The organism is Pseudomonas shirazensis, assembly GCF_014268785.2.
Taxonomy (GTDB): Bacteria; Pseudomonadota; Gammaproteobacteria; order Pseudomonadales; family Pseudomonadaceae; genus Aquipseudomonas; species Aquipseudomonas shirazensis.
The window spans coordinates 944,241-969,457 of record NZ_JABWRD020000002.1 but is presented as its reverse complement, the minus strand read 5'-3'; the positions used below and the strand labels follow the sequence as shown (position 1 = coordinate 969,457).

21 protein-coding genes and 2 pseudogenes are annotated in these 25,217 nt (G+C 63.6%); 16 read left to right on the top strand and 7 right to left on the bottom strand.

Annotation, left to right across the window (positions count from 1 at the left end; all coding sequences use genetic code 11):
- Positions 1 to 19: 19 nt before the first annotated feature.
- Together HU736_RS22275 and HU736_RS22270 are read right to left on the bottom strand one after the other, a co-directional pair.
- Positions 20 to 805 carry a methyl-accepting chemotaxis protein gene (locus HU736_RS22275; protein WP_411563235.1) on the bottom strand — a complete coding sequence of 262 codons (786 nt, stop codon included), beginning with the start codon at positions 803 to 805 and terminating at the stop codon, positions 20 to 22.
- Positions 806 to 874: 69 nt separating this feature from the next.
- Positions 875 to 1,912, bottom strand: a pseudogene (locus HU736_RS22270) (HAMP domain-containing protein); the annotation flags it as partial.
- A gap of 222 nt (positions 1,913 to 2,134) precedes the next feature.
- Between HU736_RS22270 and bamE the strand changes: the two are divergent.
- Both bamE and HU736_RS15685 read left to right on the top strand, forming a co-directional pair.
- On the top strand, positions 2,135 to 2,389 hold the full coding sequence (gene bamE / locus HU736_RS15690; RefSeq protein ID WP_101315637.1) for an outer membrane protein assembly factor BamE domain-containing protein: 255 nt from the start codon (positions 2,135 to 2,137) through the stop codon (positions 2,387 to 2,389).
- The gene (locus HU736_RS15685) at positions 2,386 to 2,958 is read left to right on the top strand and encodes a lipocalin family protein (protein WP_103435746.1); all 573 of its coding nucleotides are present in this window, start codon (positions 2,386 to 2,388) and stop codon (positions 2,956 to 2,958) included. The genes bamE and HU736_RS15685 overlap by 4 nt, the downstream gene beginning before the upstream one ends.
- Before the next feature lie 4 nt (positions 2,959 to 2,962).
- On the opposite strand, the gene HU736_RS15680 is transcribed toward HU736_RS15685, so the two are convergent.
- A complete protein-coding gene (locus HU736_RS15680; protein WP_181088389.1) occupies positions 2,963 to 4,327 on the bottom strand; it encodes a formimidoylglutamate deiminase in 1,365 nt (454 codons plus the stop codon).
- A gap of 145 nt (positions 4,328 to 4,472) precedes the next feature.
- Between HU736_RS15680 and hutC the strand changes: the two genes are divergently transcribed.
- The 7 genes from hutC (at position 4,473) to hutG (ending at position 12,785) form a co-directional block, all read left to right on the top strand.
- Positions 4,473 to 5,183: a histidine utilization transcriptional repressor HutC gene (hutC, locus tag HU736_RS15675; protein ID WP_178080811.1), complete on the top strand. Its 711-nt coding sequence runs from the start codon at positions 4,473 to 4,475 to the stop codon at positions 5,181 to 5,183.
- A complete protein-coding gene (locus tag HU736_RS15670; protein ID WP_186701220.1) occupies positions 5,180 to 5,752 on the top strand; it encodes a HutD/Ves family protein in 573 nt (190 codons plus the stop codon). The genes hutC and HU736_RS15670 overlap by 4 nt, the downstream gene beginning before the upstream one ends.
- Before the next feature lie 248 nt (positions 5,753 to 6,000).
- The gene (gene hutU / locus HU736_RS15665) at positions 6,001 to 7,674 is read left to right on the top strand and encodes a urocanate hydratase (RefSeq protein ID WP_186701219.1); all 1,674 of its coding nucleotides are present in this window, start codon (positions 6,001 to 6,003) and stop codon (positions 7,672 to 7,674) included.
- Between the two features lie 72 nt (positions 7,675 to 7,746).
- Positions 7,747 to 9,279 carry a histidine ammonia-lyase gene (hutH, locus tag HU736_RS15660; protein WP_186701218.1) on the top strand — a complete coding sequence of 511 codons (1,533 nt, stop codon included), beginning with the start codon at positions 7,747 to 7,749 and terminating at the stop codon, positions 9,277 to 9,279.
- 67 nt (positions 9,280 to 9,346) lie between these two features.
- Positions 9,347 to 10,750, top strand: coding sequence for an amino acid permease (locus HU736_RS15655; RefSeq protein WP_186701217.1), 1,404 nt, complete (start codon positions 9,347 to 9,349; stop codon positions 10,748 to 10,750).
- 15 nt (positions 10,751 to 10,765) lie between these two features.
- Positions 10,766 to 11,971: an imidazolonepropionase gene (hutI, locus tag HU736_RS15650; RefSeq protein ID WP_186701216.1), complete on the top strand. Its 1,206-nt coding sequence runs from the start codon at positions 10,766 to 10,768 to the stop codon at positions 11,969 to 11,971.
- 10 nt (positions 11,972 to 11,981) lie between these two features.
- The gene (gene hutG, locus HU736_RS15645) at positions 11,982 to 12,785 is read left to right on the top strand and encodes an N-formylglutamate deformylase (RefSeq protein WP_186701215.1); all 804 of its coding nucleotides are present in this window, start codon (positions 11,982 to 11,984) and stop codon (positions 12,783 to 12,785) included.
- Between the two features lie 127 nt (positions 12,786 to 12,912).
- On the opposite strand, the gene HU736_RS22065 is transcribed toward hutG, so the two are convergent.
- Positions 12,913 to 13,101 (bottom strand): dermonecrotic toxin domain-containing protein, encoded by a 189-nt coding sequence (locus HU736_RS22065; RefSeq protein ID WP_367615296.1) that lies wholly within the window; start codon positions 13,099 to 13,101, stop codon positions 12,913 to 12,915.
- A gap of 473 nt (positions 13,102 to 13,574) precedes the next feature.
- Here HU736_RS22065 and pip point away from each other — a divergent pair, with 473 nt between their 5' ends.
- The 7 genes from pip to HU736_RS15605 all read left to right on the top strand — a co-directional run bounded on the left by pip (position 13,575) and on the right by HU736_RS15605 (position 22,364).
- Positions 13,575 to 14,546 (top strand): prolyl aminopeptidase, encoded by a 972-nt coding sequence (gene pip, locus HU736_RS15635; protein ID WP_101315661.1) that lies wholly within the window; start codon positions 13,575 to 13,577, stop codon positions 14,544 to 14,546.
- Positions 14,543 to 14,980 carry a D-aminoacyl-tRNA deacylase gene (gene dtd / locus HU736_RS15630; protein WP_101315663.1) on the top strand — a complete coding sequence of 146 codons (438 nt, stop codon included), beginning with the start codon at positions 14,543 to 14,545 and terminating at the stop codon, positions 14,978 to 14,980. The genes pip and dtd overlap by 4 nt, the downstream gene beginning before the upstream one ends.
- A gap of 263 nt (positions 14,981 to 15,243) precedes the next feature.
- Positions 15,244 to 16,959, top strand: coding sequence for a glucan biosynthesis protein G (locus tag HU736_RS15625; protein WP_258035047.1), 1,716 nt, complete (start codon positions 15,244 to 15,246; stop codon positions 16,957 to 16,959).
- Positions 16,952 to 19,516: a glucans biosynthesis glucosyltransferase MdoH gene (gene mdoH / locus HU736_RS15620; RefSeq protein ID WP_186701213.1), complete on the top strand. Its 2,565-nt coding sequence runs from the start codon at positions 16,952 to 16,954 to the stop codon at positions 19,514 to 19,516. Before HU736_RS15625 ends, mdoH begins: the two co-directional genes overlap by 8 nt.
- Positions 19,517 to 19,797: 281 nt before the next feature.
- Positions 19,798 to 20,595: a transporter substrate-binding domain-containing protein gene (locus HU736_RS15615; protein WP_101322924.1), complete on the top strand. Its 798-nt coding sequence runs from the start codon at positions 19,798 to 19,800 to the stop codon at positions 20,593 to 20,595.
- Between the two features lie 79 nt (positions 20,596 to 20,674).
- Positions 20,675 to 21,637: an amino acid ABC transporter permease gene (locus HU736_RS15610; protein ID WP_186701212.1), complete on the top strand. Its 963-nt coding sequence runs from the start codon at positions 20,675 to 20,677 to the stop codon at positions 21,635 to 21,637.
- Entirely contained in the window at positions 21,630 to 22,364 is a 735-nt protein-coding gene (locus HU736_RS15605) for an amino acid ABC transporter ATP-binding protein (RefSeq protein WP_181088425.1), read from the top strand. The genes HU736_RS15610 and HU736_RS15605 overlap by 8 nt, the downstream gene beginning before the upstream one ends.
- 41 nt (positions 22,365 to 22,405) lie before the next feature.
- On the opposite strand, the gene HU736_RS22265 is transcribed toward HU736_RS15605, so the two are convergent.
- From HU736_RS22265 to HU736_RS22255, 3 genes and pseudogenes are all read right to left on the bottom strand, one after another.
- Positions 22,406 to 23,269, bottom strand: a complete 864-nt coding sequence (locus tag HU736_RS22265; RefSeq protein ID WP_411563234.1) for a methyl-accepting chemotaxis protein — start codon at positions 23,267 to 23,269, stop codon at positions 22,406 to 22,408.
- Positions 23,261 to 24,349: pseudogene (locus HU736_RS22260) on the bottom strand (methyl-accepting chemotaxis protein); the annotation flags it as partial. The pseudogene HU736_RS22260 and the gene HU736_RS22265, both read right to left, overlap by 9 nt.
- Positions 24,350 to 24,500: 151 nt before the next feature.
- A complete protein-coding gene (locus HU736_RS22255) occupies positions 24,501 to 25,214 on the bottom strand; it encodes a methyl-accepting chemotaxis protein (RefSeq protein ID WP_411563233.1) in 714 nt (237 codons plus the stop codon).
- Positions 25,215 to 25,217 lie beyond the last annotated feature (3 nt).

The following is a 25,217-nucleotide window of genomic DNA, read 5'->3' as shown; positions in this document are numbered from 1 at the left end:
GAATGGGGCAGCACCCGGCTCAGATTCTGAAACTGCCAACCAACTGTTGCAACCGTTCGACCTGATGTTCCAGGTCGTTGCAGGCACGCAAGGTGCTCTGCAGGTTGTGCACGCCTTCCTGATTCAGCGTATTGATCTCGCTGATGTCGAGATTGATCGACTCGACCACCGCCGTTTGCTCTTCGGTGGCGGTGGCAACCGACTGGTTCATGCCGTCGATCTCGCCGATGCGCTGGGTCACGCTGCCCAGGCGTTCACCGGCCTGATTGGCAATCGCCACGCTGTGCTCGCTCTGCTGCTGGCTCTGGTTCATGGTGCTGACCGCCATCTGCGCGCCGGCCTGCAGCTCTTCGATCAAGCGCTGTACCTGCTGCGCTGATTCCTGAGTGCGGTGGGCCAGACTGCGCACCTCATCGGCAACCACGGCAAAACCACGCCCGGCCTCGCCCGCGCGGGCGGCTTCGATGGCAGCGTTCAGCGCGAGCAGGTTGGTTTGCTGCGAAATGCCGGTGATCACATCGAGGATCTGGCCGATGTTGCTGGTGTGCGAATTGAGCGTCTGGATGTTCTCGCACGAGTCACTGATGCGCGCCGACAGCTGATGCATGGTGCTGATGGTTTGCCCGACCACCTGCTGGCCTTCTTCGGCCAGACCGCGCGCGGCGGTCGAATGCTGTGAGGCGAGCGCGGCGTTCTGGGCGATTTCATGGGCGGCGGCACCGAGCTGATTGATTGCAGCGGCAACGCTGCTGGTGCGGCTCGACTGCTGATCGGCGTTGTTGATCGAGGCGTTGGAGGCAGTCACCACCTGGCCGGCCACGGCATTCACCTGGCCGGTCGCCGAGGCCACTTCGCGGATCGACTCGTGGATACGCTCGACAAAGCGGTTGAACGACTGGGCAAGGCTGCCGAATTCGTCCTGAGCATGGATGGTCAGGCGCCGGGTCAGGTCGCCTTCGCCCTCGGCAATGTCACGCATGGCGCGGCCCATGGCGTGCAGCGGCTGCATCAGCACGCGGATCAACAGGCCGAGCAGGGCAATGATGGCGATGATCGCGATCAGCGTCGCCACGGCTGCTGACGTGCGCAGCTCGCCGAGCATGGCGAAGGCGGCGTCCTGGTCGAGCACCAGCGCGACATACCAGTCGACCGACGAGATGCCGTCGACGTGGGTGAAGTTGATGAACTGCTTGCGCCCGTCGAACTCGACTTCCTTCAGCCCGCTGCTGATCTGCGGCGTGTCGCCAGGGAACAGATCGGCGAGGGTTTTCAGGGCCAGCTCAGGCTTGGGGTGGATCATGATCTTGCCTTCGCCGTTGACGATGAAGGCATGGCCATTGCCATCGAAGTCCAGCGCGTTGATCAGCTTGCTGATGGTCTGCAGGTCGGTGTCGACGCCACTCACGCCGAGCAGGCGAACGCCCTGTTGCACCGGCGTGGCCAGGGTGATCACCAGCTTGCCAGCCGAGGCGGAGATATACGGCTCGGTGACGATAGTCTGGTTAGCCGCAGTTGCTGCCTTGTACCAGCCACGCTGGCGCGGGTCGTAGTCGGCGGCGCGGTTGCCGGCGGGTACCGATTGCATGCTGCCGTCCTGGCCGCCGAAGTAGCTCAGCTGGAAGTTGTTGGCATACACCGGCAGTGCCAGGGCACGGTCCAGGCTCGGCTTGCCAGGGCCATCGACGGCCACTTGCTGGGCCAGGCTGTCGAGCACCTGCACGCGGCTGTCGAGCCAGTTGCGGATGTTGCCGGCAGTCAGGCTGCCCAGGTCCTGCAGCGACGTCTGCGTGTCGCTGCGCAGCGACTGGCGTTGGCGGTAGTCGTTGAACAGTACGAAGCAAGTGAAGGCGACCGCGACTACGAGGGCTGCGGCCAGCAGGATCTTGTGGCTGAACTTGAGATTTTTGGTCATGGCTGAGTCTGCGCGAATGCACGTCGAAGGGCAGGGGGTAGGGCAGGCTGCTGCTCCACTGCTCGTTGTGTCGACTTGTGCGGGTAAAACATGAGTCGTTGGCCAGTCAGACGACCAACGGCCGGCATTTAAGCGCTGCGGTCAGGGAACCACGGAGGCTTTTTACTCTCCAAGGTCTCCACAGGCGCCTCGCCTGATGTCCGTGTCCAGGAGTGTCCCTTCATGTCGCTGCGTTCCCTCGCCCTGTTGTCGTTGTGCGTCGTGCTGACTGCGTGCAGCAAGATCAACCAGGAAAACTACTCCAAACTCAGCGCCGGCATGAACCGCGCGGCGGTCGAACAACTGCTGGGTACACCTACCGAGTGCTCGGGCGCGCTAGGCATGAGCAGCTGCACCTGGGGTGACCAGAACAGCTTCATCAGTGTGCAGTATGCAGCGGACAAAGTATTGATGTACTCCGGGCAGGGCCTTAAATGAGGCACCTGAGTCTGCTGCTTGGGCTGTGCCTGAGCCTGTTGCTGGGCGGCTGCGCCACGGGTAGCCATGACCCGTTGGCGCCGAAGACGGCAGGCGCCGTCGACCTCAAGCGCTATCAGGGCAAATGGTTCGAGCTGGCCCGCCTGCCGATGTACTTCCAGCGCGACTGCGCGCAGTCCGAGGCGCATTACAACGCCCGGCCAGATGGCAGCATCGGCGTGCTCAACCGTTGCCGCATGCTCGACGGCCAGTGGATCCGCGCCGAAGGCAGTGCCACGCCGCAGGAGGCCGGGCATACCGACAAGCTCTGGGTCGAGTTCGACAACTGGTTCACCCGCCTGGCGCCTGGTGTGGCCAAGGGCGAGTACTGGGTGTTGTACGTCGACTCGCGTTATCAGACCGCGTTGGTCGGCAGCCCGGACCGCAAGTACCTGTGGATCCTGTCGCGTACGCCGAGCCTGCCGGCCTGGGAGCGCGAGAGCCTGCTGGCCAGGGCGCGTCAGCAAGGCTACGACACCAATCGCCTGATCTGGCGCGTAGCCGACCGCGACATCGCCGCCGCACACTGAGCCCTCAGCCAAGCAGTTGGCCGAGCACCTCGGCAAATGCTCGGTTGCTCTCGGCTTCCTGAGCATGGCGGCCCTGGCGCACCACCCACGCGCCGTTGACCATCACGTCGCGGATCTGGCGGTCGCCGCCGGCAAACAGCCAGCGGTTGAGGATGGCGTCGCCTTCGGCAGTAGCGATGTACGGGTCCTCACCGTCGAGCACCAGCCAGTCCGCGCGCTTGCCCACCGTCAACTCGCCGATCGGCTGCCCCAGGGCTTGCGCGCCACCGCTGAGCGCTGCGTCATAAAGGGTGCGGCCAACCATTGGCTGGTCGCTGCGATAGAGCCGATTGCGGCGCTGATCACGCAGTCGCTGGCCGTATTCAAGCCAGCGCAGTTCTTCGACCACGCTGAGTGACACGTGGCTGTCCGATCCAATCCCCATGCGCCCGCCCCGAGCCAGGTAGTCGACAGCGGGGAAGATGCCGTCGCCCAGGTTGGCCTCGGTGGTCAGGCACAAACCAGCTACCGCGCCGCTTTCGGCCATCGCTGCGACCTCGTCCGGCGCTGCGTGGGTGGCATGTACCAGACACCAGCGGCGGTCGACCTCGACGTTTTCATATAGCCATTGCAGCGGACGACGCCCGCTCCAGGCCAGGCAGTCGTCGACTTCCTTTTGCTGCTCAGCGATGTGAATGTGTACCGGGCAGTCCTGCTCGCCGCTGGCCAGCACCGTGGCAATCTGCTCGGGAGTGACCGCGCGCAGCGAGTGGAAGCACAAGCCCAGGCGCTGCGCCGGTTGTGCCGCCAGCACTGGCTTGAGCTGTTCGTGCAGGCGCAGGTATTGCTCGCTGCTATTGATAAAGCGGCGTTGCCCCTCGCTGGCGGGCTGGCCGCCGAAACCTGCGTGGCTGTACAGCACCGGCAACAACGTCAGGCCAATCCCGGCGGCGCTGGCGGCGGCACTGATGCACCGTGACAGCTCGGCGGGATCGGCATAGCGCTGGCCATCGCGATCGTGGTGCACGTAATGGAACTCGGCGACCGAGGTATATCCGGCCTTGAGCATCTCGATGTACAGCTGGCGGGCGATGACCTGCAGTTGTTCCGGGCTGATCTGGCCAACCATGCGGTACATCAGCTCGCGCCAGGTCCAGAAACTGTCGTTGGGGTTGCCTGCCACTTCTGCCAGGCCCGCCATGGCGCGCTGGAAGGCGTGCGAATGAAGGTTGGGCATGCCCGGCAGCAGCGGCCCGGCCAGGCGCTCGGCGCCGTCTGCCGAGGCATCGACCTGCAGGCTGGCAAGCTGGCCTTGGGCGTCGACCTCTAGACGGACGTTGCGCGCCCAACCGCTGGGGAGCAGGGCGCGCTCGGCAAAGTACACGGACATGTAGGCATCTTCCTGTTCTTGTTAGCTTGTATATACATATACAGGCGTTTGCCTGCCCGGTAAACTGCGGCAAGCTACTGCTCACTCAAACCGCACAAGGATCAAAGCCGTGCCGACACCTCCTGTCTCCGCGCTGGTTGCCCAGATGGGCGAAGGGCCGGCGCCGCTGTATGCCCGGGTCAAACAGATGATCGTCCAGCAGATCGAAAACGGCAGCTGGCCGCCGCATCACCGGGTGCCGTCCGAGAGCGAGCTGGTCAACCAGCTGGGTTTCAGCCGCATGACCATCAACCGCGCCTTGCGCGAGCTGACTGCTGACGGATTGCTGGTGCGCATGCAGGGGGTCGGCACGTTCGTCGCCGAGCCCAAGAGCCGTTCCGCGCTGTTCGAGGTCAACAATATTGCCGACGAGATCGCCGGCCGTGGCCATCAGCATAGTTGCCAGGTGATTGTGCTCGGCGAAGAGGCCGCAGGTTCCGAGCGCGCCCTGGCGCTGGATATGCGCGAAGGTCAGCGGGTATTCCACTCGTTGATCGTGCATTACGAAAACGGCGTGCCGGTGCAGATCGAGGATCGCTACGTCAACGCCGCGATTGCCCCGGACTACCTCAAGCAGGACTTTACCCGGCAGACACCCTATGCCTACCTGTCGCAGGTGGCGCCACTGACTGAAGGCGAGCACGTGGTCGAGGCGATTCTGGCCGAGCCGGACGAGTGCCGCCTGCTGCAGATCGATGCCGGCGAGCCATGCCTGCTGATTCGCCGCCGCACCTGGTCGGGTCGCCAGCCGGTCACCGCCGCGCGCCTGATTCACCCCGGTTCCCGCCATCGCCTGGAAGGACGCTTCAGCAAATGAGCCAGATGCAGTTGCTACACGCGGCGGATTACCCGCGCATGCCATGGAAGAACGGCGGCGGTTTTACCGAAGAGATCGCCCGCGATGCTGGCGATGGCCTGGATGGATTTGGCTGGCGCCTGTCGATTGCCGATATCGAAGAGTCGGGCGGCTTTTCCAGCTTTGCCGGGTACCAGCGGATCATCAGTGTGCTGCAGGGGGATGGCATGCGTCTGCTGGTCGACGGCCAGCTCAGCCGGCCGTTGCTGGCGTTCGATGCGTTTGCCTTCGGCGGCCAGAGCCAGGTGCAGTGCAAGCTGCTGGGCGGGATGATCCGCGACTTCAACCTGATCTACGCGCCGCAGCGCTATCGGGCGCGGTTGCAGTGGTTCGATGGCACCAGCCGCCTGTATAGCTCGGCGTCGACGCTGTTGCTGTTTGCCGCGGGTAGCCAGGTTGAAGTGCAGATGGCCGGGCGCGAGCTGCAGCGGCTGGGGTTGTATGACTGTTTGCGCCTGGAGGGCAACGACGGGTTGCTGGGGGTGGATGTGCAGGGGCGGTTTTGCCTGATTGAATTGATCACGGTTTGAGATTGCTGGGGGCGCTACGCACCCCTTCGCGGGTGAACCCGCTCCCACCGGGTCCGGCGGCGCTGCAAAACCTCTGGAGCGGCCTTGCCGGGGCGCCGGACCGGTCGGAAAGGGGTGCGTAGCGCCCCCAGCGATCTAACGGCGAGCTCCGAATAATTTGGTTGTCCATGCTTGTACATACAAGTAAAGGTGTGTTTGTATATTGCTCATCGACACCCGCCGTCGGATGACCGCAAAGGACCTCTCCCGTGACTGACAACAACAAATACCGTGACGTAGAAATCCGTGCCCCGCGTGGCAACAAGCTGACCGCCAAGAGCTGGATGACCGAAGCTCCCTTGCGCATGCTGATGAATAACCTCGACCCACAAGTGGCCGAGAACCCCAAGGAGCTGGTGGTGTACGGCGGCATCGGCCGTGCTGCGCGCAACTGGCAGAGCTACGACAAGATCGTCGAGACCCTGACCCGCCTGGAAGACGACGAGACCCTGCTGGTTCAGTCGGGCAAGCCGGTGGGCGTGTTCAAGACCCACAGCAACGCCCCGCGCGTGCTGATCGCCAACTCCAACCTGGTGCCGCACTGGGCCAACTGGGAACACTTCAACGAACTGGATGCCAAGGGCCTGGCCATGTACGGCCAGATGACCGCAGGCAGCTGGATCTACATCGGCAGCCAGGGCATCGTCCAGGGCACCTATGAAACCTTCGTCGAGGCCGGTCGCCAGCATTACAACGGCAGCCTCAAAGGCAAGTGGGTGCTCACCGCAGGCCTGGGCGGCATGGGTGGCGCACAGCCGCTGGCCGCGACCCTGGCCGGTGCCTGCTCGCTAAACATCGAGTGCCAGCAGAGCCGCATCGACTTCCGCCTGAGCAGCCGTTATGTCGACGAGCAGGCCAGCGACCTCGATGACGCCCTGGCGCGCATCGCCAAATACACCCAGGAAGGCAAGGCGATCTCGATTGCCCTGCTCGGCAACGCTGCCGAAATCCTGCCTGAGTTGGTCAAGCGTGGCGTGCGCCCGGACATGGTCACCGACCAGACCAGCGCCCACGACCCGCTCAACGGCTACCTGCCGGCCGGCTGGAGCTGGGAGCAGTACCGCGACCGCGCGCAGACCGACCCGGCGGCAGTGGTCAAGGCCGCCAAGCAGTCGATGGCGGTGCACGTCAAAGCCATGCTCGACTTCCAACAGCAAGGCGTGCCGACCTTCGACTACGGCAACAACATTCGCCAGATGGCGATGGAAGAGGGCGTCAGCAATGCCTTCGACTTCCCCGGCTTCGTCCCGGCCTATATCCGCCCGCTGTTCTGCCGCGGTGTAGGTCCGTTCCGCTGGGTGGCGCTGTCGGGTGACGCCGAAGACATCTACAAGACCGATGCCAAGGTCAAGGAACTGATCGCCGACGACGCCCACCTGCACCGCTGGCTGGACATGGCCCGTGAGCGCATCAGCTTCCAGGGCCTGCCAGCGCGGATCTGCTGGGTTGGCCTGGGCCAGCGTGCCAAGCTCGGCCTGGCCTTCAACGAGATGGTCCGCAGCGGTGAGCTGTCGGCACCGATAGTGATCGGCCGTGACCACCTCGACTCCGGTTCGGTGTCCAGCCCCAACCGCGAAACCGAATCGATGCAGGATGGCTCCGACGCCGTGTCCGACTGGCCACTGCTCAACGCCTTGCTCAATACCGCCAGTGGCGCGACCTGGGTCTCGCTGCACCACGGCGGCGGCGTTGGCATGGGCTTCTCGCAGCACTCGGGTATGGTCATCGTCTGTGATGGCAGCGATGAAGCTGCCGAGCGTATTGCTCGCGTACTGACCAACGATCCGGGCACCGGCGTCATGCGCCACGCCGATGCGGGCTACCAGATCGCCGTTGACTGCGCCAACCAGCAGGGCCTCGATCTGCCGATGATCAACGCCTGATCAGCCGCCGCCGACAACGCCGATACTGAATAACAAGAAGGGGCCTGCGGGCCCCGCCAATGGAGTAGCGAAGTGACCGAACTGACCCTCAAGCCCGGTACCCTGACCCTGGCCCAGCTGCGCGCCATTCATGCCGCACCCGTCAAGCTGCGCCTGGACGACAGCGCGGGCCCGGCGATCGATGCCAGCGTCGCTTGTGTCGAGCAGATTCTCGCCGAAGACCGAACCGCCTACGGCATCAACACCGGTTTCGGCCTGCTGGCCTCGACCCGCATTGCCCGTGAAGACCTCGAGAACCTGCAGCGTTCGCTGGTGTTGTCGCACGCCGCCGGTATCGGCGCGCCGCTGGACGACGCTCTCGTACGGCTGATCATGGTGCTCAAGATCAACAGCCTCAGCCGTGGTTTCTCCGGCATTCGGCGCAAGGTCATCGATGCGCTGATCAGCCTGGTCAACGCCGAAGTCTATCCGCACATTCCGCTGAAAGGCTCGGTCGGCGCCTCCGGCGACCTCGCGCCGCTGGCGCACATGTCGCTGGTGCTGCTCGGCGAGGGCAAGGCCCGTTACAAAGGACAGTGGCTGGAAGCTAGCGAAGCCCTGGCTGTGGCTGGCCTCGAACCGCTGACCCTGGCCGCCAAAGAGGGCCTGGCCCTGCTCAACGGCACCCAGGCGTCTACCGCCTATGCCCTGCGCGGCTTGTTCCACGCGGAGGACCTGTTTGCTGCCGCGATCACCTGCGGCGGCCTGACCGTCGAAGCCGCGCTGGGCTCGCGCTCGCCGTTCGATGCGCGCATCCATGAAGTGCGCGGCCAGCGCGGTCAGATTGACGCCGCGGCCTGCTACCGTGACCTGCTCGGTGATTCGACCGAAGTGTCGCGCTCCCACGAAAACTGCGGCAAGGTCCAGGACCCGTACTCGCTGCGTTGCCAGCCACAGGTGATGGGCGCTTGCCTGACCCAGTTGCGTCAGGCCGCGGAAGTGCTGGCGATCGAATCCAACGCTGTCTCCGACAACCCGCTGGTGTTCGCCGCCGAAGGTGATGTGATTTCCGGTGGCAACTTCCACGCCGAGCCAGTCGCCATGGCCGCTGACAACCTGGCCCTGGCGATTGCCGAGATCGGTTCGCTGAGCGAGCGCCGCATCTCGCTGATGATGGACAAGCACATGTCCCAACTGCCGCCGTTCCTCGTTGAAAACGGTGGGGTCAACTCCGGTTTCATGATCGCCCAGGTCACCGCCGCAGCATTGGCCAGTGAGAACAAGGCGCTGTCGCACCCACACAGCGTCGACAGCCTGCCGACCTCGGCCAACCAGGAAGACCACGTGTCGATGGCGCCGGCAGCAGGCAAGCGCCTGTGGGAAATGGCCGAGAACACGCGTGGCGTGCTTGCCATCGAATGGCTCGGTGCCTGCCAGGGCCTGGACCTGCGCAAGGGCCTGAAAACCTCGACCAAGCTGGAGCAGGCGCGCCGCGCCCTGCGTGCCAAGGTTGCCCACTACGAGCGTGACCGGTTCTTCTCGCCGGATATCGAAATGGCCAGCGCGCTGCTGGCCGAAGGCACGCTGACCGGGTTGTTGCCGGCTGGAGTATTGCCAAGCCTGTGAAGACGTTGGGGCCGCGCGGCGGCCCCGGCACGCAGTCGTTCGTCCATAAAAATAAAAGGGACGCAGCATGCAACAATCTCAAGGTCTAAAACGCGGGCTGACGTCCCGCCACATCCGTTTCATGGCGCTCGGCTCGGCGATCGGCACCGGGCTGTTCTATGGCTCTGCCTCAGCCATCCAGATGGCCGGCCCAGCGGTACTGCTGGCCTACCTGATCGGTGGCGCCGCCGTGTTCATGGTCATGCGCGCACTCGGCGAAATGGCCGTGCACAACCCGGTCGCCGGCTCCTTTGGCCAATATGCCAGCACCTACCTGGGGCCGCTGTCAGGCTTTGTGCTGGGCTGGACCTACGCCTTCGAAATGATCATTGTCTGTATCGCCGACGTGACCGCCTTTGGTATCTACATGGGCTTCTGGTTCCCTGAAGTGGCGCGTTGGATCTGGGTGCTGGGCATCGTCTTCCTGATCGGTGGGCTCAACCTGTGCAACGTCAAAGTGTTCGGCGAGATGGAATTCTGGCTGTCGCTGCTCAAGGTCGGCGCGATTGTCGCGATGATCCTCGCCGGGCTTGGCATCATGGCCTTCGGCATGGGCCAGGTCGGTAGTGGCTCGGCGGTCGGCGTGAGCAACCTGTTCGAGCATGGCGGCTTCATGCCCAACGGCATTGCCGGGGTGATCGCCTCGTTTGCCGTGGTGATGTTCGCTTTTGGCGGTATCGAAATCATCGGTATCACTGCTGGCGAAGCCAAAGACCCGCAGCGAGTCATCCCCAAGGCAATCAACGCCGTGCCGCTGCGTATCCTGCTGTTCTACGTGCTCACCTTGTTTGTCTTGATGAGCCTGTACCCCTGGCCGCAGATCGGCAGCCAGGGCAGCCCGTTCGTGCAGATATTCAGCAACCTCGGGATAGGCTCGGCCGCTGCCGTGCTCAACGTGGTGGTGATTTCTGCAGCAGTGTCGGCAATCAACAGCGACATCTTCGGTGCCGGGCGCATGATGTACGGCCTGGCCCAGCAGGGCCATGCCCCGCGTGGCTTCGCCCAGCTGTCCAAACACGGTGTGCCGTGGCTGACGGTGGTAGTGATGGGCGCGGCGTTGCTGATCGGCGTGGTGCTCAACTATTTGATCCCGGAGAACGTGTTCCTGCTGATCGCCTCGATCGCCACTTTCGCCACGGTCTGGGTCTGGCTGATGATCCTGCTCACTCAAGTGGCGATGCGCCGCAGCATGAGCTGTGAGGAAGTCGCCAGTCTGAAGTTTCCGGTACCGTTCTGGCCCTATGGGCCGGCCCTGGCGATTGCTTTCATGGTGTTCATTTTTGGTGTGCTCGGTTACTTCCCGGACACTCAGGCCGCATTGCTGGTCGGGGTGGTGTGGGTGGTATTTCTGGTCGCGTCCTACCTGCTCTGGTGCAAGCCGCGTGCAGGTCAGGGTGAGTTGGCCGAGCAGCAGGCCGAGCTGCACCGCTAGTAACGGAGGAAGTGTATGGCAACGTTATGGCAGCACTGCCATGTGGCAAGCATGGTCGGCGGCAGCTATTCGATCATCGAGGATGCGGCGATCATCACCCGCGCCGGGCTGATCGAATGGATCGGTCCACGCGCCGAGCTGGCGCCGCAGGCTGGCCTGGAGACGGTCGACCTGGCCGGTGCCTGGGTCACCCCGGGGCTGATCGACTGCCACACCCATGCGGTGTTTGGCGGTAACCGCAGTGGCGAGTTCGAACAGCGCCTGCAGGGCGTCAGCTATGCCGAGATCGCCGCCCAGGGCGGCGGCATTGCCAGCACCGTGCGCGCCACCCGCGCGGCCAGCGAAGAGCAGCTGCTGGCCAGCGCCCGGCAGCGGCTTGAGGCCTTGATGCGCGATGGCGTGACCACCGTGGAGATCAAGTCAGGCTACGGCCTGGATCTGGTCAACGAACGCAAGATGTTGCGCGTTGCCCGGCGTCTGGGCGATGCGCTGCCGCTGACCGTGCGCAGCACCTGCCTGGCCGCCCACGCGTTGCCGCCGGAATACGCCGGGCGCGCCGATGACTACATCCAGCACATCTGCGATGAGCTGCTGCCAGCGTTGGCCGGCGAAGGCCTGGTCGATGCGGTCGATGCCTTCTGCGAACATCTGGCGTTCTCGCCGGCGCAGGTCGAGCGGGTGTTCATCAAGTCCCGCGAACTGGGTTTGCCGGTCAAGCTGCATGCCGAGCAGTTGTCATCGCTGCACGGCTCCAGCCTGGCTGCCCGTTATCAGGCGCTGTCGGCCGATCACCTGGAGTTCATGACCGAAGACGACGCCATCGCCATGGCCGCGGCGGGCACCGTCGCGGTGCTGCTGCCGGGCGCGTTCTACTTCCTGCGTGAAACCCAGTTGCCACCGATGGAGGCGCTGCGTCGGCACGGGGTGAAGATCGCTCTGGCCAGCGACCTCAACCCTGGCACCTCGCCTGGCCTGTCGCTGCGGCTGATGCTCAACATGGGCTGCACGCTGTTCCGCATGACCCCTGAAGAGGCGCTGGCCGGGGTTACTACGCATGCCGCCACGGCACTGGGCCTGGGCAGCACTCACGGCACGCTGGAAGCCGGCAAGGTCGCCGACTTTGTCGCCTGGCAGATTGAACGCCCGGCCGACCTCGCTTACTGGCTGGGCGGCGACTTGCCCAAGCGGGTAGTGCGCGGCGGTGTGCAATCAACTTTTTGAGCGAGGCCTCATGGACAACGTATTGAGCTTTCATCAAGGCCGCCTGCCGCTGCTGATCAGCATGCCCCACGCCGGTCTCGGTTTGACCGCCGCCGTGCGCGACGGCCTGGTCGAACAGGCGCGCAGCTTGCCCGATACCGACTGGCATATTCCAAGGCTGTATGACTTCGCCCGTGAGCTGGGTGCCAGCGTGGTCGCCGCGGAGTACTCGCGGTTCGTCATCGACCTCAATCGGCCAGAAGATGACCAACCGTTGTATGCCGGGGCCACCACCGGGCTGTTTCCGGCCACCCTGTTCGACGGCGAGCCGCTGTTCGTTGCCGGCCTTGCGCCGTCTGCGGCGCAGCGGGCGGAGTATCTCGAGCAGATCTGGCGCCCCTACCACGACACCCTGCGCGGGGAACTGGCGCGTCTGCGTGAAGAGTTCGGCTATGCACTGCTGTGGGATGCACATTCGATCCGTTCGTACATCCCGCACCTGTTCGACGGCAAACTGCCGGACTTCAACTTCGGCACCTTCAATGGCGCCAGTTGCGACGCGGCACTGGCCGAGCAACTGCAGCGCACCTGCGCCCAGGCGCCGGGCTACAGCCATGTGCTCAATGGACGCTTCAAGGGCGGGCATATCACTCGACACTACGGTGCCCCGGCCGAGCATGTGCACGCAGTGCAGCTGGAGCTGGCGCAGTGCACCTACATGAACGAGGTCGAGCCGTTCGCCTATCGTGAAGATCTGGCCCAGCCTACCCAGGCAGTGCTGCGCCAGCTGCTCGAGGTGATGCTGGCGTGGGGGCAGGCGCGGTACGCGCGCTAGACGCGCACAGCGCAGGGGCTGCGCAGCCTTGGTCAGCTGCGATCAGGGTTGGCGAGGATGGTCAGTTCGCGGACAAGCAGGCGCTCCCTGGCCTGCTTGTCATCAGCCAAGGCCTGATACTCGGCCGTCAGTTGCTCAAGTGGGAGGTCGGGGAACTGGTCGGGGAGCGCCAGTACCTGCTCCTGGTAATGCTCTTCTCGAAGTAGATAGCCTGCAACAATGCTTGATATTGACCGCCGACATCCAGTGTTCGGCATAGCTGGGCGAACCGTTCAGGTTGCAGCTCCAGCGCGTTGTGAATCGGCACCGTACCCATGAAGCCCTTGTGGTCGACTCAACGCTGGGCAGGTCGCGGAACAACTGCGCCACTTCGGCGGCGTCCTGCGACAGCGCACGCTGCTCGGCCAGGGCCTTGACGATATCTGGCTGCTGCAGGCGCGCTTCGCTCAGCCAAGGTGGTGGATTGGCCAAGGCCTTGCGCATTGCGCTGTGCACCGACGGCGATGCCTGGCTGAGCCAGGTCGGGGTCTTGCTGGCGATCAGACGGTAGGCGCTGCTGAGTTCGGTTGAAGCGTTTGCGACAGTAGTCATGGACGAGCCCGTCCAGTTGGGGAAGGCTCTGCAACTATGTCTGCGGCTTGCAACCCTGCGCGGTACATATATTGCGAGCAGCGATGCAGGGCTCAGGTGAGCGTCGTTGCTACGGTTAGCGCGTGTTGCCGATGCGTCCCGGCATGATTCGGGTTTATGATGGCGGCAGCCGAAGAATAGCCCTTCATGGAGTGCGCAATGCAGACCCTGTACCCGCAGATCAAACCTTACGCCCGTCACGATCTGGCCGTGCAAGCGCCGCATGTGCTGTATGTCGACGAGAGCGGTTCGCCAGAAGGTCTGCCGGTGGTGTTCATCCACGGTGGCCCGGGTGCCGGCTGCGACGCGCAGAGCCGCTGCTACTTCGACCCGAACCTGTACCGCATCATTACCTTCGATCAGCGCGGTTGCGGCCGCTCGACCCCGCACGCCAGCCTGGAAAACAACACCACCTGGGATCTGGTCGAGGACATGGAGCGCATTCGCGAGCACCTGGGCATCGACAAATGGGTGCTGTTCGGCGGCTCGTGGGGCTCGACCCTGGCCCTGGCCTACGCACAGAAGCACCCCGAGCGCGTGCACGGGCTGATCCTGCGCGGCATCTTTCTCGCCCGCGCCCAGGAGATCCGCTGGTTCTACCAGGAAGGTGCCAGCCGGCTGTTCCCTGACTACTGGCAGGACTACATCGCACCGATTCCGCACGACGAGCGTGGCGATCTGGTCACGGCCTTCCACAAGCGCCTGACCGGCAACGATCAGATCGCCCAGATGCACGCCGCCAAGGCCTGGTCGACCTGGGAAGGCCGCACCGCCACCCTGCGGCCCAATCCGCTGGTGGTCGATCGCTTCTCCGAGCCGCAGCGGGCGCTGTCGATTGCCCGTATCGAATGCCACTATTTCACCAACGATGCTTTCCTCGAACCCGATCAGCTGATCCGCGACATGCCCCGCATCGCCCACCTGCCGGCGGTTATCGTGCATGGCCGCTATGATGTGATCTGCCCGCTGGACAACGCCTGGGAGCTGCACCAGGCCTGGCCCAACAGCGAGCTGAAAGTGATCCGCGACGCCGGCCACGCCGCGTCCGAACCGGGTATCACCGACGCGCTGGTGCGCGCCGCCGACCAGATGGCCCGGCGCTTGCTGGACCTGCCATTGGAAGAAGCGTGAAGGCCCTGCTGCAGCGCGTGCAGAACGCACGCGTCGAAGTTGCCGGCGAAGTGGTCGGTGCGGTCGAGCAGGGCTTGCTGGTATTGGTGGCGGTCGAGCCTGCAGATACGCGCGAGCATGCCGACAAACTGTTGCACAAGCTGCTTAACTACCGGGTGTTCAGTGATGCCGATGGCAAGATGAACCTGTCGCTCAAGGACATTGGCGGCGGCTTGCTGCTGGTGTCGCAGTTCACCCTGGCGGCCGATACCCGCAGTGGCATGCGCCCGGGCTTCTCGACCGCCGCGCCACCTGCACTTGGCGCTGAATTGTTTGAGTATCTGATGGGCCAGGCGCGGGCGTCACACGACGATGTAGCCAGTGGCCGTTTTGGCGCAGATATGCAGGTCCATCTGGTCAATGATGGCCCCGTAACATTTATGTTACAAATCTGAGGCGAAATAACCGCTTGTTTGTACAAAACAAGAGGGTTTTGACGATAAATAGTTGTTGCCGCCTGATGCGTTGTCACGCGGCCTGCTAGATAATCGCGCGGCTGTATGGACCTGCGTTCGCAGGTTCGTTGTACCAAGACTTGAGGACTGTCTGGAGCCGTTTGGGGAATCATTGAGCCCTTACGGGGTCCGAACAGTGCTCGCCAACCCGGCATTTGTAGCTGGCCGTTGGTTTCATGATCTGTTTTCGGCGAGGGTTGCTCGTGATTGTAAGTCCCCGTAATGCACCAAAGATCCCCGGCAATCGGTTGCGTACCGCCCTGGCGGCTGGCGTGGCCTTGGTCGGCCTGCTGAGCGCGGGTCAGCTGTGGGCATTCAACCTTGACGATGTCGCCGCCAAGGCGAAGGATCTGGCCGGTCAGAAGTACGAAGCACCGAAGAGCAATCTGCCGGCGGTGTTCCGTGACATGAAGTACGCCGACTACCAGAAGATCCGCTTCCTCCAGGAAAAGGCCGAGTGGGCTCAGGACAAGACCCCGTTCAAGCTGTCGTTCTATCACCAGGGCATGCACTTCGACACGCCGGTGAAAATCAACGAAGTCACTGCCTCCAAGGTTGAAGAGATCAAGTACGACGCCAGTCGTTTCGATTTCGGCGACGTGCCGCACGACGCCAAGACCGTGGAAAACCTCGGCTATGCCGGTTTCCGCGTGCTCTACCCGATCAACAAGGCTGACAAGCAAGACGAAATCATGACCTTGCTTGGCGCCAGCTACTTCCGCGTAGTCGGTAAGGGCCACGCTTACGGCCTGTCGGCGCGTGGCCTGGCCATCGACACCGCGCTGCCGTCGGGTGAAGAATTCCCGCGTTTCACCGAATTCTGGGTCGAGAAGCCCAAGCCTGCCGACAAGCACCTGGTGATCTACGCCCTGCTTGATTCGCCGCGCTCCACCGGTGCCTACAAGCTGACCGTACGCCCGGGCAACGACACCATCGTCGACGTCAAATCGCGCATCTATCTGCGTGACCACGTCAGCCGTCTGGGCGTTGCACCGCTGACCAGCATGTATCTGTTCGGCCCTAACCAGCCGTCCAAGGTGCTCAACTACCGCCCAGCCCTGCACGACTCCGAAGGCCTGGCGATCCATGCAGCCAATGGTGAATGGCTGTGGCGTCCGCTGAACAACCCGCGCCACCTGGCCGTGAGCAACTTCAGTGTGGAAAACCCGCGTGGTTTCGGCCTGATGCAGCGCCACCGCGCGTTCAGCGACTATGAAGACCTCGACGACAACTACCAGAAGCGTCCAAGCGCCTGGATCGAGCCGCAAGGCGACTGGGGCAAGGGCACTGTCGATCTGGTCGAGATTCCGACCGCTGATGAAACCAACGACAACATCGTTGCCTTCTGGAGCCCGGAAACCCTGCCTGAGCCAGGCCAGTCAGCGGATTACAACTATCGCCTGCACTGGACCATCGACGAGGCCAAGTTCCAGGCCCCTGATCTGGGCTGGGTCAAGCAGACCCTGCGTTCCACCGGTGACGTCAAGCAGTCCAACCTGATCCGTCAGCCGGATGGCAGCGTAGCCTTCCTGGTCGATTTTGCAGGTCCCGCGCTTGCCGCCCTGCCTGAAGACAGCACCGTGCGCAGCCAGATCAGCGTTGGCGACAATGCCGAGGTGGTCGAGAACAACCTGCGCTACAACCCGGAAACCAAAGGCTGGCGCCTGACCCTGCGTTTGAAGATCCAGGATCCGAAGAAGTCCACCGAGATGCGTGCAGCGCTGCTGCAGGACGTCCCGGTAGAAGCGCCAAAACCGGCCAAGGACAGCAAGCATGCCAAGGCTGCGGCCAAGCATGCCAAGGCTGAAAAGCCTGCCGAGCAACCTGCTGCAGACGCGGCAGCCACCCCTGCGGCCCCGGCCACCACCGAGAAAGTGTTGACCGAGACCTGGACCTATCAGTTGCCTGCCGATGAGTAATTCGAACCTACGGCCAGTCTCGGTTGCCGAGTATCTGGCCCACCTGCCCCTGAGTGACGAGCAGCGCGCGCAACTGGCCGACTGCAACTCATTCAGCGAGCTGCACCAGCGTCTGGCGGCCGATCCGGCCGCCGGCTCTGCCGAGGCGTCGGTGGCTGCCCGCCTGACCGTCGGCAGTGCCGGCGAAATGGAAGAGGCCGAGATGCTCGGCGTTGACAGCAATGGCAACCTGAGCCTGAAGATCGCTCCGCCGATCACTCGCACGCGTGTGTTGCCGGAGCCATGGCGGACCAACGTGCTGGTGCGCATGTGGCGGCGCATGACCGGCCGCCCGAATGCCCCGCAACCACCCCAGCGCGAGCTGCCGGCGGCACGCTGGCGCTGGGTCGGCTCGATGCGCCGTTACATCCTGCTGACCTTGATGCTCGGCCAGACGATTGTTGCTGGCTGGTACATGAAGGGCATCCTGCCGTACCAGGGCTGGTCGTTCGTCGACCTTGACGAAGTGTTCAGCCAACCGCTGTGGGACACCGTGGTGCAGGTCTGGCCGTATGCCTTGCAGACCTCGATCCTGATCCTCTTCGGCATTCTCTTCTGTTGGGTTTCGGCCGGCTTCTGGACCGCCTTGATGGGCTTCCTCGAGCTGCTCACCGGGCGCGACAAGTACAAGATTTCCGGCAGCAGTGCCGGCAGCGAGCCGATCGATGCCCAGGCGCGTACTGCGCTGGTCATGCCGATCTGCAACGAAGACGTGCCGCGGGTGTTCGCCGGTCTGCGCGCGACCTTCGAGTCGGTCGCCGCCTCCGGCAACCTCGACCGCTTCGACTTCTTTGTACTCAGCGACTCCAACGATCCGGATATCGCCGTGGCCGAGCAACAGGCCTGGCTTGAAGTGTGCCGCGAAGCCAAAGGCTTTGGCCGGATCTTCTATCGCCGCCGCCGCCGCCGCGTCAAACGCAAGAGCGGTAACCTCGACGACTTCTGCCGTCGCTGGGGCAGCGAGTACAAGTACATGGTCGTGCTCGACGCTGACAGCGTCATGAGCGGTGAATGCCTGAGCAGCCTGGTGCGCCTGATGGAGGCCAACCCGGACGCCGGTATCATCCAGACCGCGCCCAAGGCGTCGGGCATGGACACCCTGTATGCGCGTCTGCAGCAGTTCGCTACCCGGGTGTACGGCCCGCTGTTCACCGCTGGCCTGCACTTCTGGCAGCTGGGCGAGTCGCACTACTGGGGGCACAACGCGATCATCCGCATGAAGCCCTTTATCGAGCACTGCGCGCTGGCGCCGTTGCCGGGTAAAGGTGCCTTTGCCGGCGCGATCCTCTCCCACGACTTCGTCGAAGCAGCGCTGATGCGCCGTGCTGGCTGGGGTGTGTGGATTGCCTATGACCTGGACGGCAGCTACGAAGAATTGCCACCCAACCTGCTCGACGAACTCAAGCGTGACCGTCGCTGGTGCCACGGCAACCTGATGAACTTCCGCCTGTTCCTGGTAAAAGGCATGCACCCGGTGCACCGCGCGGTGTTCCTGACCGGGGTGATGTCGTACCTGTCCGCGCCGTTGTGGTTCTTCTTTCTGGTGCTGTCGACGGCGTTGCTGGCGACCAACACCTTGATGGAGCCGCAATACTTCGTTGAGCCGTTCCAGCTGTACCCGCTGTGGCCGCAATGGCACCCGGAAAAGGCCATTGCGCTGTTTTCCACCACGGTGGTGTTGCTGTTCCTGCCCAAGCTTTTGAGCATCATCCTGATCTGGGCCAAGGGCGCTACCGAATTCGGTGGGCGCTTCAAGGTGACCGTGTCGATGCTGATCGAGATGCTGTTCTCGATGCTGCTGGCGCCGGTACGGATGATCTTTCACACCCGTTTCGTGCTTGCCGCGTTCCTCGGCTGGGCAGCGACCTGGAACTCGCCGCAGCGTGATGACGACTCCACGCCGTGGAGCGAAGCGGTGCGTCGACATGGTCCACAGACCCTGCTCGGTGTGGCCTGGACGGTGCTGGTAGCCTGGCTCAACCCAAGCTTCCTGTGGTGGCTGGTGCCGATTGTTGGTTCGCTGATGCTGTCGATTCCGGTGTCGGTGATTTCCAGTCGCGTGGGCCTGGGGCTGCGCGCCAAGGACGAGAAGCTGTTCCTGATTCCTGAGGAATACGCCACGCCAACCGAGCTGCTCGCCACTGACCAGTACACCCACGAGAACCGTTGGCATGCATTGAACGACGGCTTCGTGCGGGCTGTGGTCGACCCGCGGCAGAATGCGCTGGCCTGCGCCATGGGCACTGCCCGGCATGGCCAGTCGGCGGCGATCGAGGCACTGCGTGAAGAGCGCATCGCCAAGGCGCTGGAAGTCGGCCCGGCCGCGCTGGATGGCAATACGCGCCTGGCGCTGTTGAGCGACCCGGTCGCGCTGTCGCGTCTGCACGAGCGGGTCTGGGCTGGCGAACATGCAGCCTGGATTGACGCCTGGCGCAGTTCGATCAACAGCGATCCGCATTCGCCGTTGTTGCCGTTGCATCCAGAGGGTGAGGCACAACCTGCCATGGTTGGCGTCTGATACAACGCTGGGGCCGCTTTGCGGCCCTATCGCGACCGGTCCGGCGCCCCGGCAAGGCCGCTCCTAAAGGTACAGCGCGATCCCTGTAGGGCCGGCCTTGTGTCGCGAAAAGGGCGCAGCGCGCCCTCCGATATCCCCATTCTTTTGGCCAACAAAGTCCCCCCAGCTCTAGGTCCCGGGACGCGCATGCGTTAGCATCGCTTCCGGTATTCCGAGCAGGCCAGTACGGCCGTGCCAACAATAAGATTCGTACTCTTTCTTTGCTAGGGGACTTGGTGATGATGAAGAAATACCTGTCGCGACTGCTGGTCGGCGTCACGGCGCTGGTCGCGGTGACTGCGGCCCAGGCCGGCGCCATCGACGATGCGGTCAAGAGCGGCACCCTGCGGGTCGGTATGGACCCCACCTACATGCCGTTCCAGATGACCAACAAGCGTGGCGAGATCATCGGCTTTGAAGTCGATATCCTCAAAGCCATGGCCAAGTCCATGGGCGTCAAGCTGGAGACTGTCTCCACCGCGTACGACGGCATCATCCCGGCGCTCCTGACCAACAAGTTCGACATGATCGGCAGCGGCATGACCCTGACTCAGGAGCGCAACCTGCGCCTGAACTTCAGCGAACCGTTCATCGTGGTCGGCCAGACCCTGCTGATCCGCAAGGAGCTGGCGGGCGAGATCAAGTCGTACAAGGACCTCAACAGCGACAAGTACCGCATCACCTCCAAGCTCGGCACCACCGGCGAGATGGTTTCCAAGAAGCTCATCAGCAAAGCCAAGTACCACGGCTATGACAACGAGCAGGAAGCGGTCATGGACGTGGTCAACGGCAAGGCCGATGCCTTTGTCTACGACGCCCCTTACAACGTGGTGGCGGTCGAGAAGGCCGGCGCTGGCAAGCTGCTGTTCCTCGAAGAACCCTTCACCTACGAGCCACTGGCATTCGGCTTGAAGAAAGGCGACTACGACAGCATCAACTTCATCAACAACTTCCTGCACCAGATCAAGCACGACGGCACCTATGATCGGATCCACGACAAGTGGTTCAAGAACAAGGACTGGCTCAAGGAAATGGAATAAGGGCCCAGGCCTCAAGCCCAGGCTTTGACCCCCGACGCGCAGGCAAACCCTGCGCGTTCGCATTTACGGAAGTACCCACGTGATCAAACACAAGAAAGCCCAGTGGCCCTGGCACGGGCTGACCGCGCTGGTTCTGGTCGGTCTGGCCATCAGCCTGTACCTCGCCACGTCGATGATGGCCTACGAGTGGCGCTGGAACCGCGTCCCGCAGTATTTCGCCTACCAGGCTGAAGAAGCCCAGCGCGCCGCCAGCTATGGCACGGTTGCCGAGATAGTAGTCCAGGGCGACAACGCACGCGTTACCCTCAAGGGTGAAGACGGCGAGCCGCAAGTGCTGGACGTGGTCAAAGACAGTCTGCAGCTGAGCCGCGGCGATGACGTTGCCGAAGGCGACCAGATCGGTGTCACCCGCCATTGGGCGGCCGGGCCGTTGGCCTGGGGCCTGTGGACCACGCTGTGGCTGTCGGTGGTGTCCGGGGCGCTGGGCTTGGTGATCGGCCTGTTTGCCGGGCTGTGCCGGTTGTCCAACAACCCGACCCTGCGCGATCTGTCGACGGTCTACGTCGAACTGGTACGCGGGACGCCATTGCTGGTGCAGATCTTCATCTTCTATTTCTTCATCGGCACGGTGCTCAACCTCTCGCGCGAGTTCGCCGGGGTGGCCGCGCTGGCGCTGTTCACCGGCGCCTACGTGGCCGAGATCGTGCGTGCCGGGGTACAGTCGATTGCCCGTGGGCAGAATGAAGCCGCGCGCTCGCTGGGCCTCAATGCCAGCCAGTCGATGCGCCATGTGATCCTGCCGCAAGCGTTCAAGCGGGTGTTGCCGCCGCTGGCCGGGCAGTTCATCAGCCTGGTCAAGGACACCTCGCTGGTCTCGGTGATCGCCATCACCGAACTGACCAAGAGCGGGCGCGAGGCGATCACCACCTCGTTCTCGACCTTTGAAATCTGGTTCTGCGTGGCAGGGCTGTACCTGCTGATCAACCTGCCGCTGTCGCACCTCGCCAGCCGGCTCGAGCGGAGGCTTGCGCAAAGTGATTGAAGTCCGTGATCTGTTGAAAGTGTTCGACACCCGCGGCCAGGTGGTGCGCGCGGTGGATAACGTCAGTACCGGTGTAGCCAAGGGCGAAGTGGTGGTAGTACTGGGCCCGTCGGGCTCGGGCAAGTCGACCTTCCTGCGCTGCCTGAACGGCCTCGAGCACTTCGATGCCGGCCACGTGTCGATCAACGGCATACCGCTGGCCGACCCGAAAACCGACATCAACGCCTATCGCCGCGAAGTCGGCATGGTCTTCCAGCACTTCAACCTGTTCCCGCACATGACCGTGCTGGAGAACCTGTGCCTGGCGCAAAAGGTCGTGCGCAAACGCAACAAGGCCGAGCGTGAGGCCAAGGCACGGGCGTTGCTGGACAAAGTCGGGATTGCCGAAAAGGCCAACGAATTCCCTTCGCGGCTGTCCGGTGGCCAGCAGCAGCGCGTGGCGATTGCCCGCGCATTGGCGATGGAGCCTAAGGTGATGCTGTTCGACGAGCCGACCTCGGCGCTCGACCCGGAAATGGTCGGCGAGGTACTCGACGTGATGAAGACCTTGGCCAAAGAAGGCATGACCATGGTCTGCGTGACCCACGAAATGGGCTTTGCCCGCGAAGTGGCCGACCGCGTGCTGTTTTTCGATCATGGCAAGCTGCTGGAAGATTCGGCACCAGCGGCGTTCTTTGACTCGCCCAAAGACCCGCGCGCTCAGGCTTTCCTGCGCCAGGTGCTGTAAGCGCAGGGCCCGTCGCCAGCCGGACTGGCGACGGGCTCGGGTTACAGGCTGAAGCGGCCGACCATGCTGCGCAGTTGCCGGCCCAGCTGCTCCAGCTCGCCGCTTGAGGCGGCGGTCTGCTCACTTGCCGCGCTGGTCTGATCGGACACATCACGTACGCTCAGCACGCTGCGGTTGATCTGCTCGGCGACCACGCTTTGCTCCTCGCTGGCAGTGGCGATCTGCTGGTTCATACCCTGAATATTGGACACCGTCTGGGTGATCTGGCCCAAGGCATCGCCGGCTTTGCGGCTCAGCTCGACGCTGCGCTCGGTGAGCTGCTTGCTGTCGTCGAGCAGTTGCGTGACCTGATCGGTACCGCTGTGCAGGTTGTCGATCAACTGCTCGATCTCTTCGGTCGACTGCTGGGTTCGTTGCGCCAGGCCGCGTACTTCGTCGGCAACCACGGCAAAGCCACGGCCCGCCTCGCCAGCTCGCGCCGCTTCGATGGCGGCGTTCAAGGCCAGCAGGTTGGTCTGCACCGAGACTGACTTGATCACATCCAGAATGCTGCCGATGCGCTGGCTCTCTGCCGCGAGGTGGTGCATGGCCTGCAGGCAGTGGTCCATCTGCGCGGCCAGCTGCTCGATCTCGGCCACGGCCAGGGTCACTACCGCATCTCCCTGTTGCGCCTGCTGATCGGCACTGGTGGCCGCCTGTGCAGCGTGCTCGGCGTTCTGCGCGACCTCCTGCACGGTTGCGCTCATCTGGTTCATGGCCGTGGCGACCTGGTCGGTGTCCTCCTTCTGCTGGTTGATCCGCGCCTTGGTGTCCTGGCTGGCCACCGCCAGTTGCGAGGCAGCGCTGGACAGCTGGCCGACGCCCTGATCGATGCCGCCGATCAGCTCGCGCAGGCTCACGGTCATGTCGCGCATGCTGGCCTGCAGCTGGCCCAGCTCGTCGCGCCGCTCGACCGTGTCCAGCTGGCTGAGGTCGCCGCGGGCAATACGCGCGGCCTGGGCCAGGGTCTGGCGCAGGGGCTGAATGATCTGGCCGGTGATCAACCAGGCAGCGATTACCCCGACCACCAAGGCCAACAAGGCGACGCTGGTCAGTAGCGAACGGTCTTCAACCACCTCATGGTCGCGCTGCTCGATCTTCTGCTTGGCCAGGGCAACGCTGGCGGCGCTCAGCTGGTCGCCGAGTTTCTCCATGTTGTCGTGCAGTTGCTCCACCTCGATCGCAGCGCTGCGGTACTGCTCGAGGCTGCTGCGATAGCGCGCCAGCTCGGCGCCTGGCCGCTCCGTCAGGGCGCGCGGCAGGCCCAACGGCGCAAGGGCACCGTGCAATTGCGCAAGCGTGCTGTCGGCGGCGGCCAACGCTGAGTCGCCTACCTTGGCGAAGGCCTCCAGCGGCGAGTAGGTATAGGCCGGCAGCAGGCTTTGCTGGTTGGCACCCTCGACATGCCGTGAAAGGCTGTCCATGAGGCTGATCAGGTTGCTTTGTTGGCCATCGGCCGAGAGCTTGAGCAGGGTCTGGTTCTGCAACTCGTCGATGGCCTCACCCAGCGTGTGTTCTTGCTGCTGCATACCGACGCGCAGCTGGCCGCGTTTGGCCACGGCTTGCTGGAGTAGGCCGAAGTCTTCGCGCAGGCGCTTGAGCTGATCCAGTTTTTGCGTGAGTAGCTGGCGTGACTGGTCGACTGAGCTGCGTTGCTGGAGGGTGGCGAGCATGCTCTCGAGCTGCTCGATGATGGCACTGATGCGCGTCCTGCTGGTCTCGTCGGCGAGCACCCGATAGGTGATCCGCTCTGCGCGCAAGTCCTTGCTCAGGTCATTGATGTGGGTGATTTCGCTGAGTTGTTGTGAGCGACTGATGGCGCCGTCGAGGGCGTTCCAGCCACTTATTGTGGTGGCCAGGGTAAGCAGCAGCACCACGCTGAAGCCCAGCGCCAACTTGAGCCTGACGCTCAGGTTGCCGAGCGTGCGATTGATAAAGCCGAACATGGCATACCTCCGTCCAATCAAGATGACCACGGACTGTGGCCATGCCTGCTCATCGGCGCGGAGGTTGTAGGACTTGACCTGTAAATCCTGTAGGAAAGTTCGCTGCGCGCCCTAGGAAAATTCCTAGGGCGCACGCAGTTTGGCTGCTCGTCTAGAGCCGGAAGCGCCCCACCAGGCCCTGCAGGTGGGTGCCCAGGCGCGCCAGCTCGACGCTGGAGCTGGCGGTCTCTTCACTGGCTGCCGAAGTCTGGTCGGAGATATCGCGCACGTTCATCACGCTGCGGTTGATCTCTTCGGCGACCGCGCTCTGCTGCTCGGCGGCAGTGGCAATCTGCTGGTTCATGGCCTGTATCGACGACACCGTGCGGGTGATCGTCTCCAGCGAACCGCCAGCACGGCGGGTCAGCTCGACGCTGCTCTCGGTCAGGTCGCGGCTGGCGTCCATCACGCTGGCTACGCGCTGAGTACCGCTCTGCAGGCTGGCGATCAGCGCTTCGATCTCTTCGGTCGATTGCTGCGTGCGCTGGGCCAGGCTGCGCACTTCGTCGGCCACTACCGCAAAGCCGCGCCCGGCCTCACCGGCGCGGGCGGCCTCGATGGCGGCGTTGAGGGCGAGCAGGTTGGTCTGCTGAGCCACTGCCTTGATCACATCGAGCACGCTGCCGATCTTGTCGCTTTCGCCCTTGAGCTGATTCATCGCTTCGCTGGAGTTGTTCACTTCGCTGGCCAGACGCTCGATCTGAGCGATCGCTTCGCCGACCACACGATCACCCTCTCGGGCCTGCTGGTCGGCCGCCAGGGCCGCCTCGGAGGCCTGTTCGGCGTTGCGCGCAACCTCCTGCACGGTGGCGGCCATCTCGTTCATGGC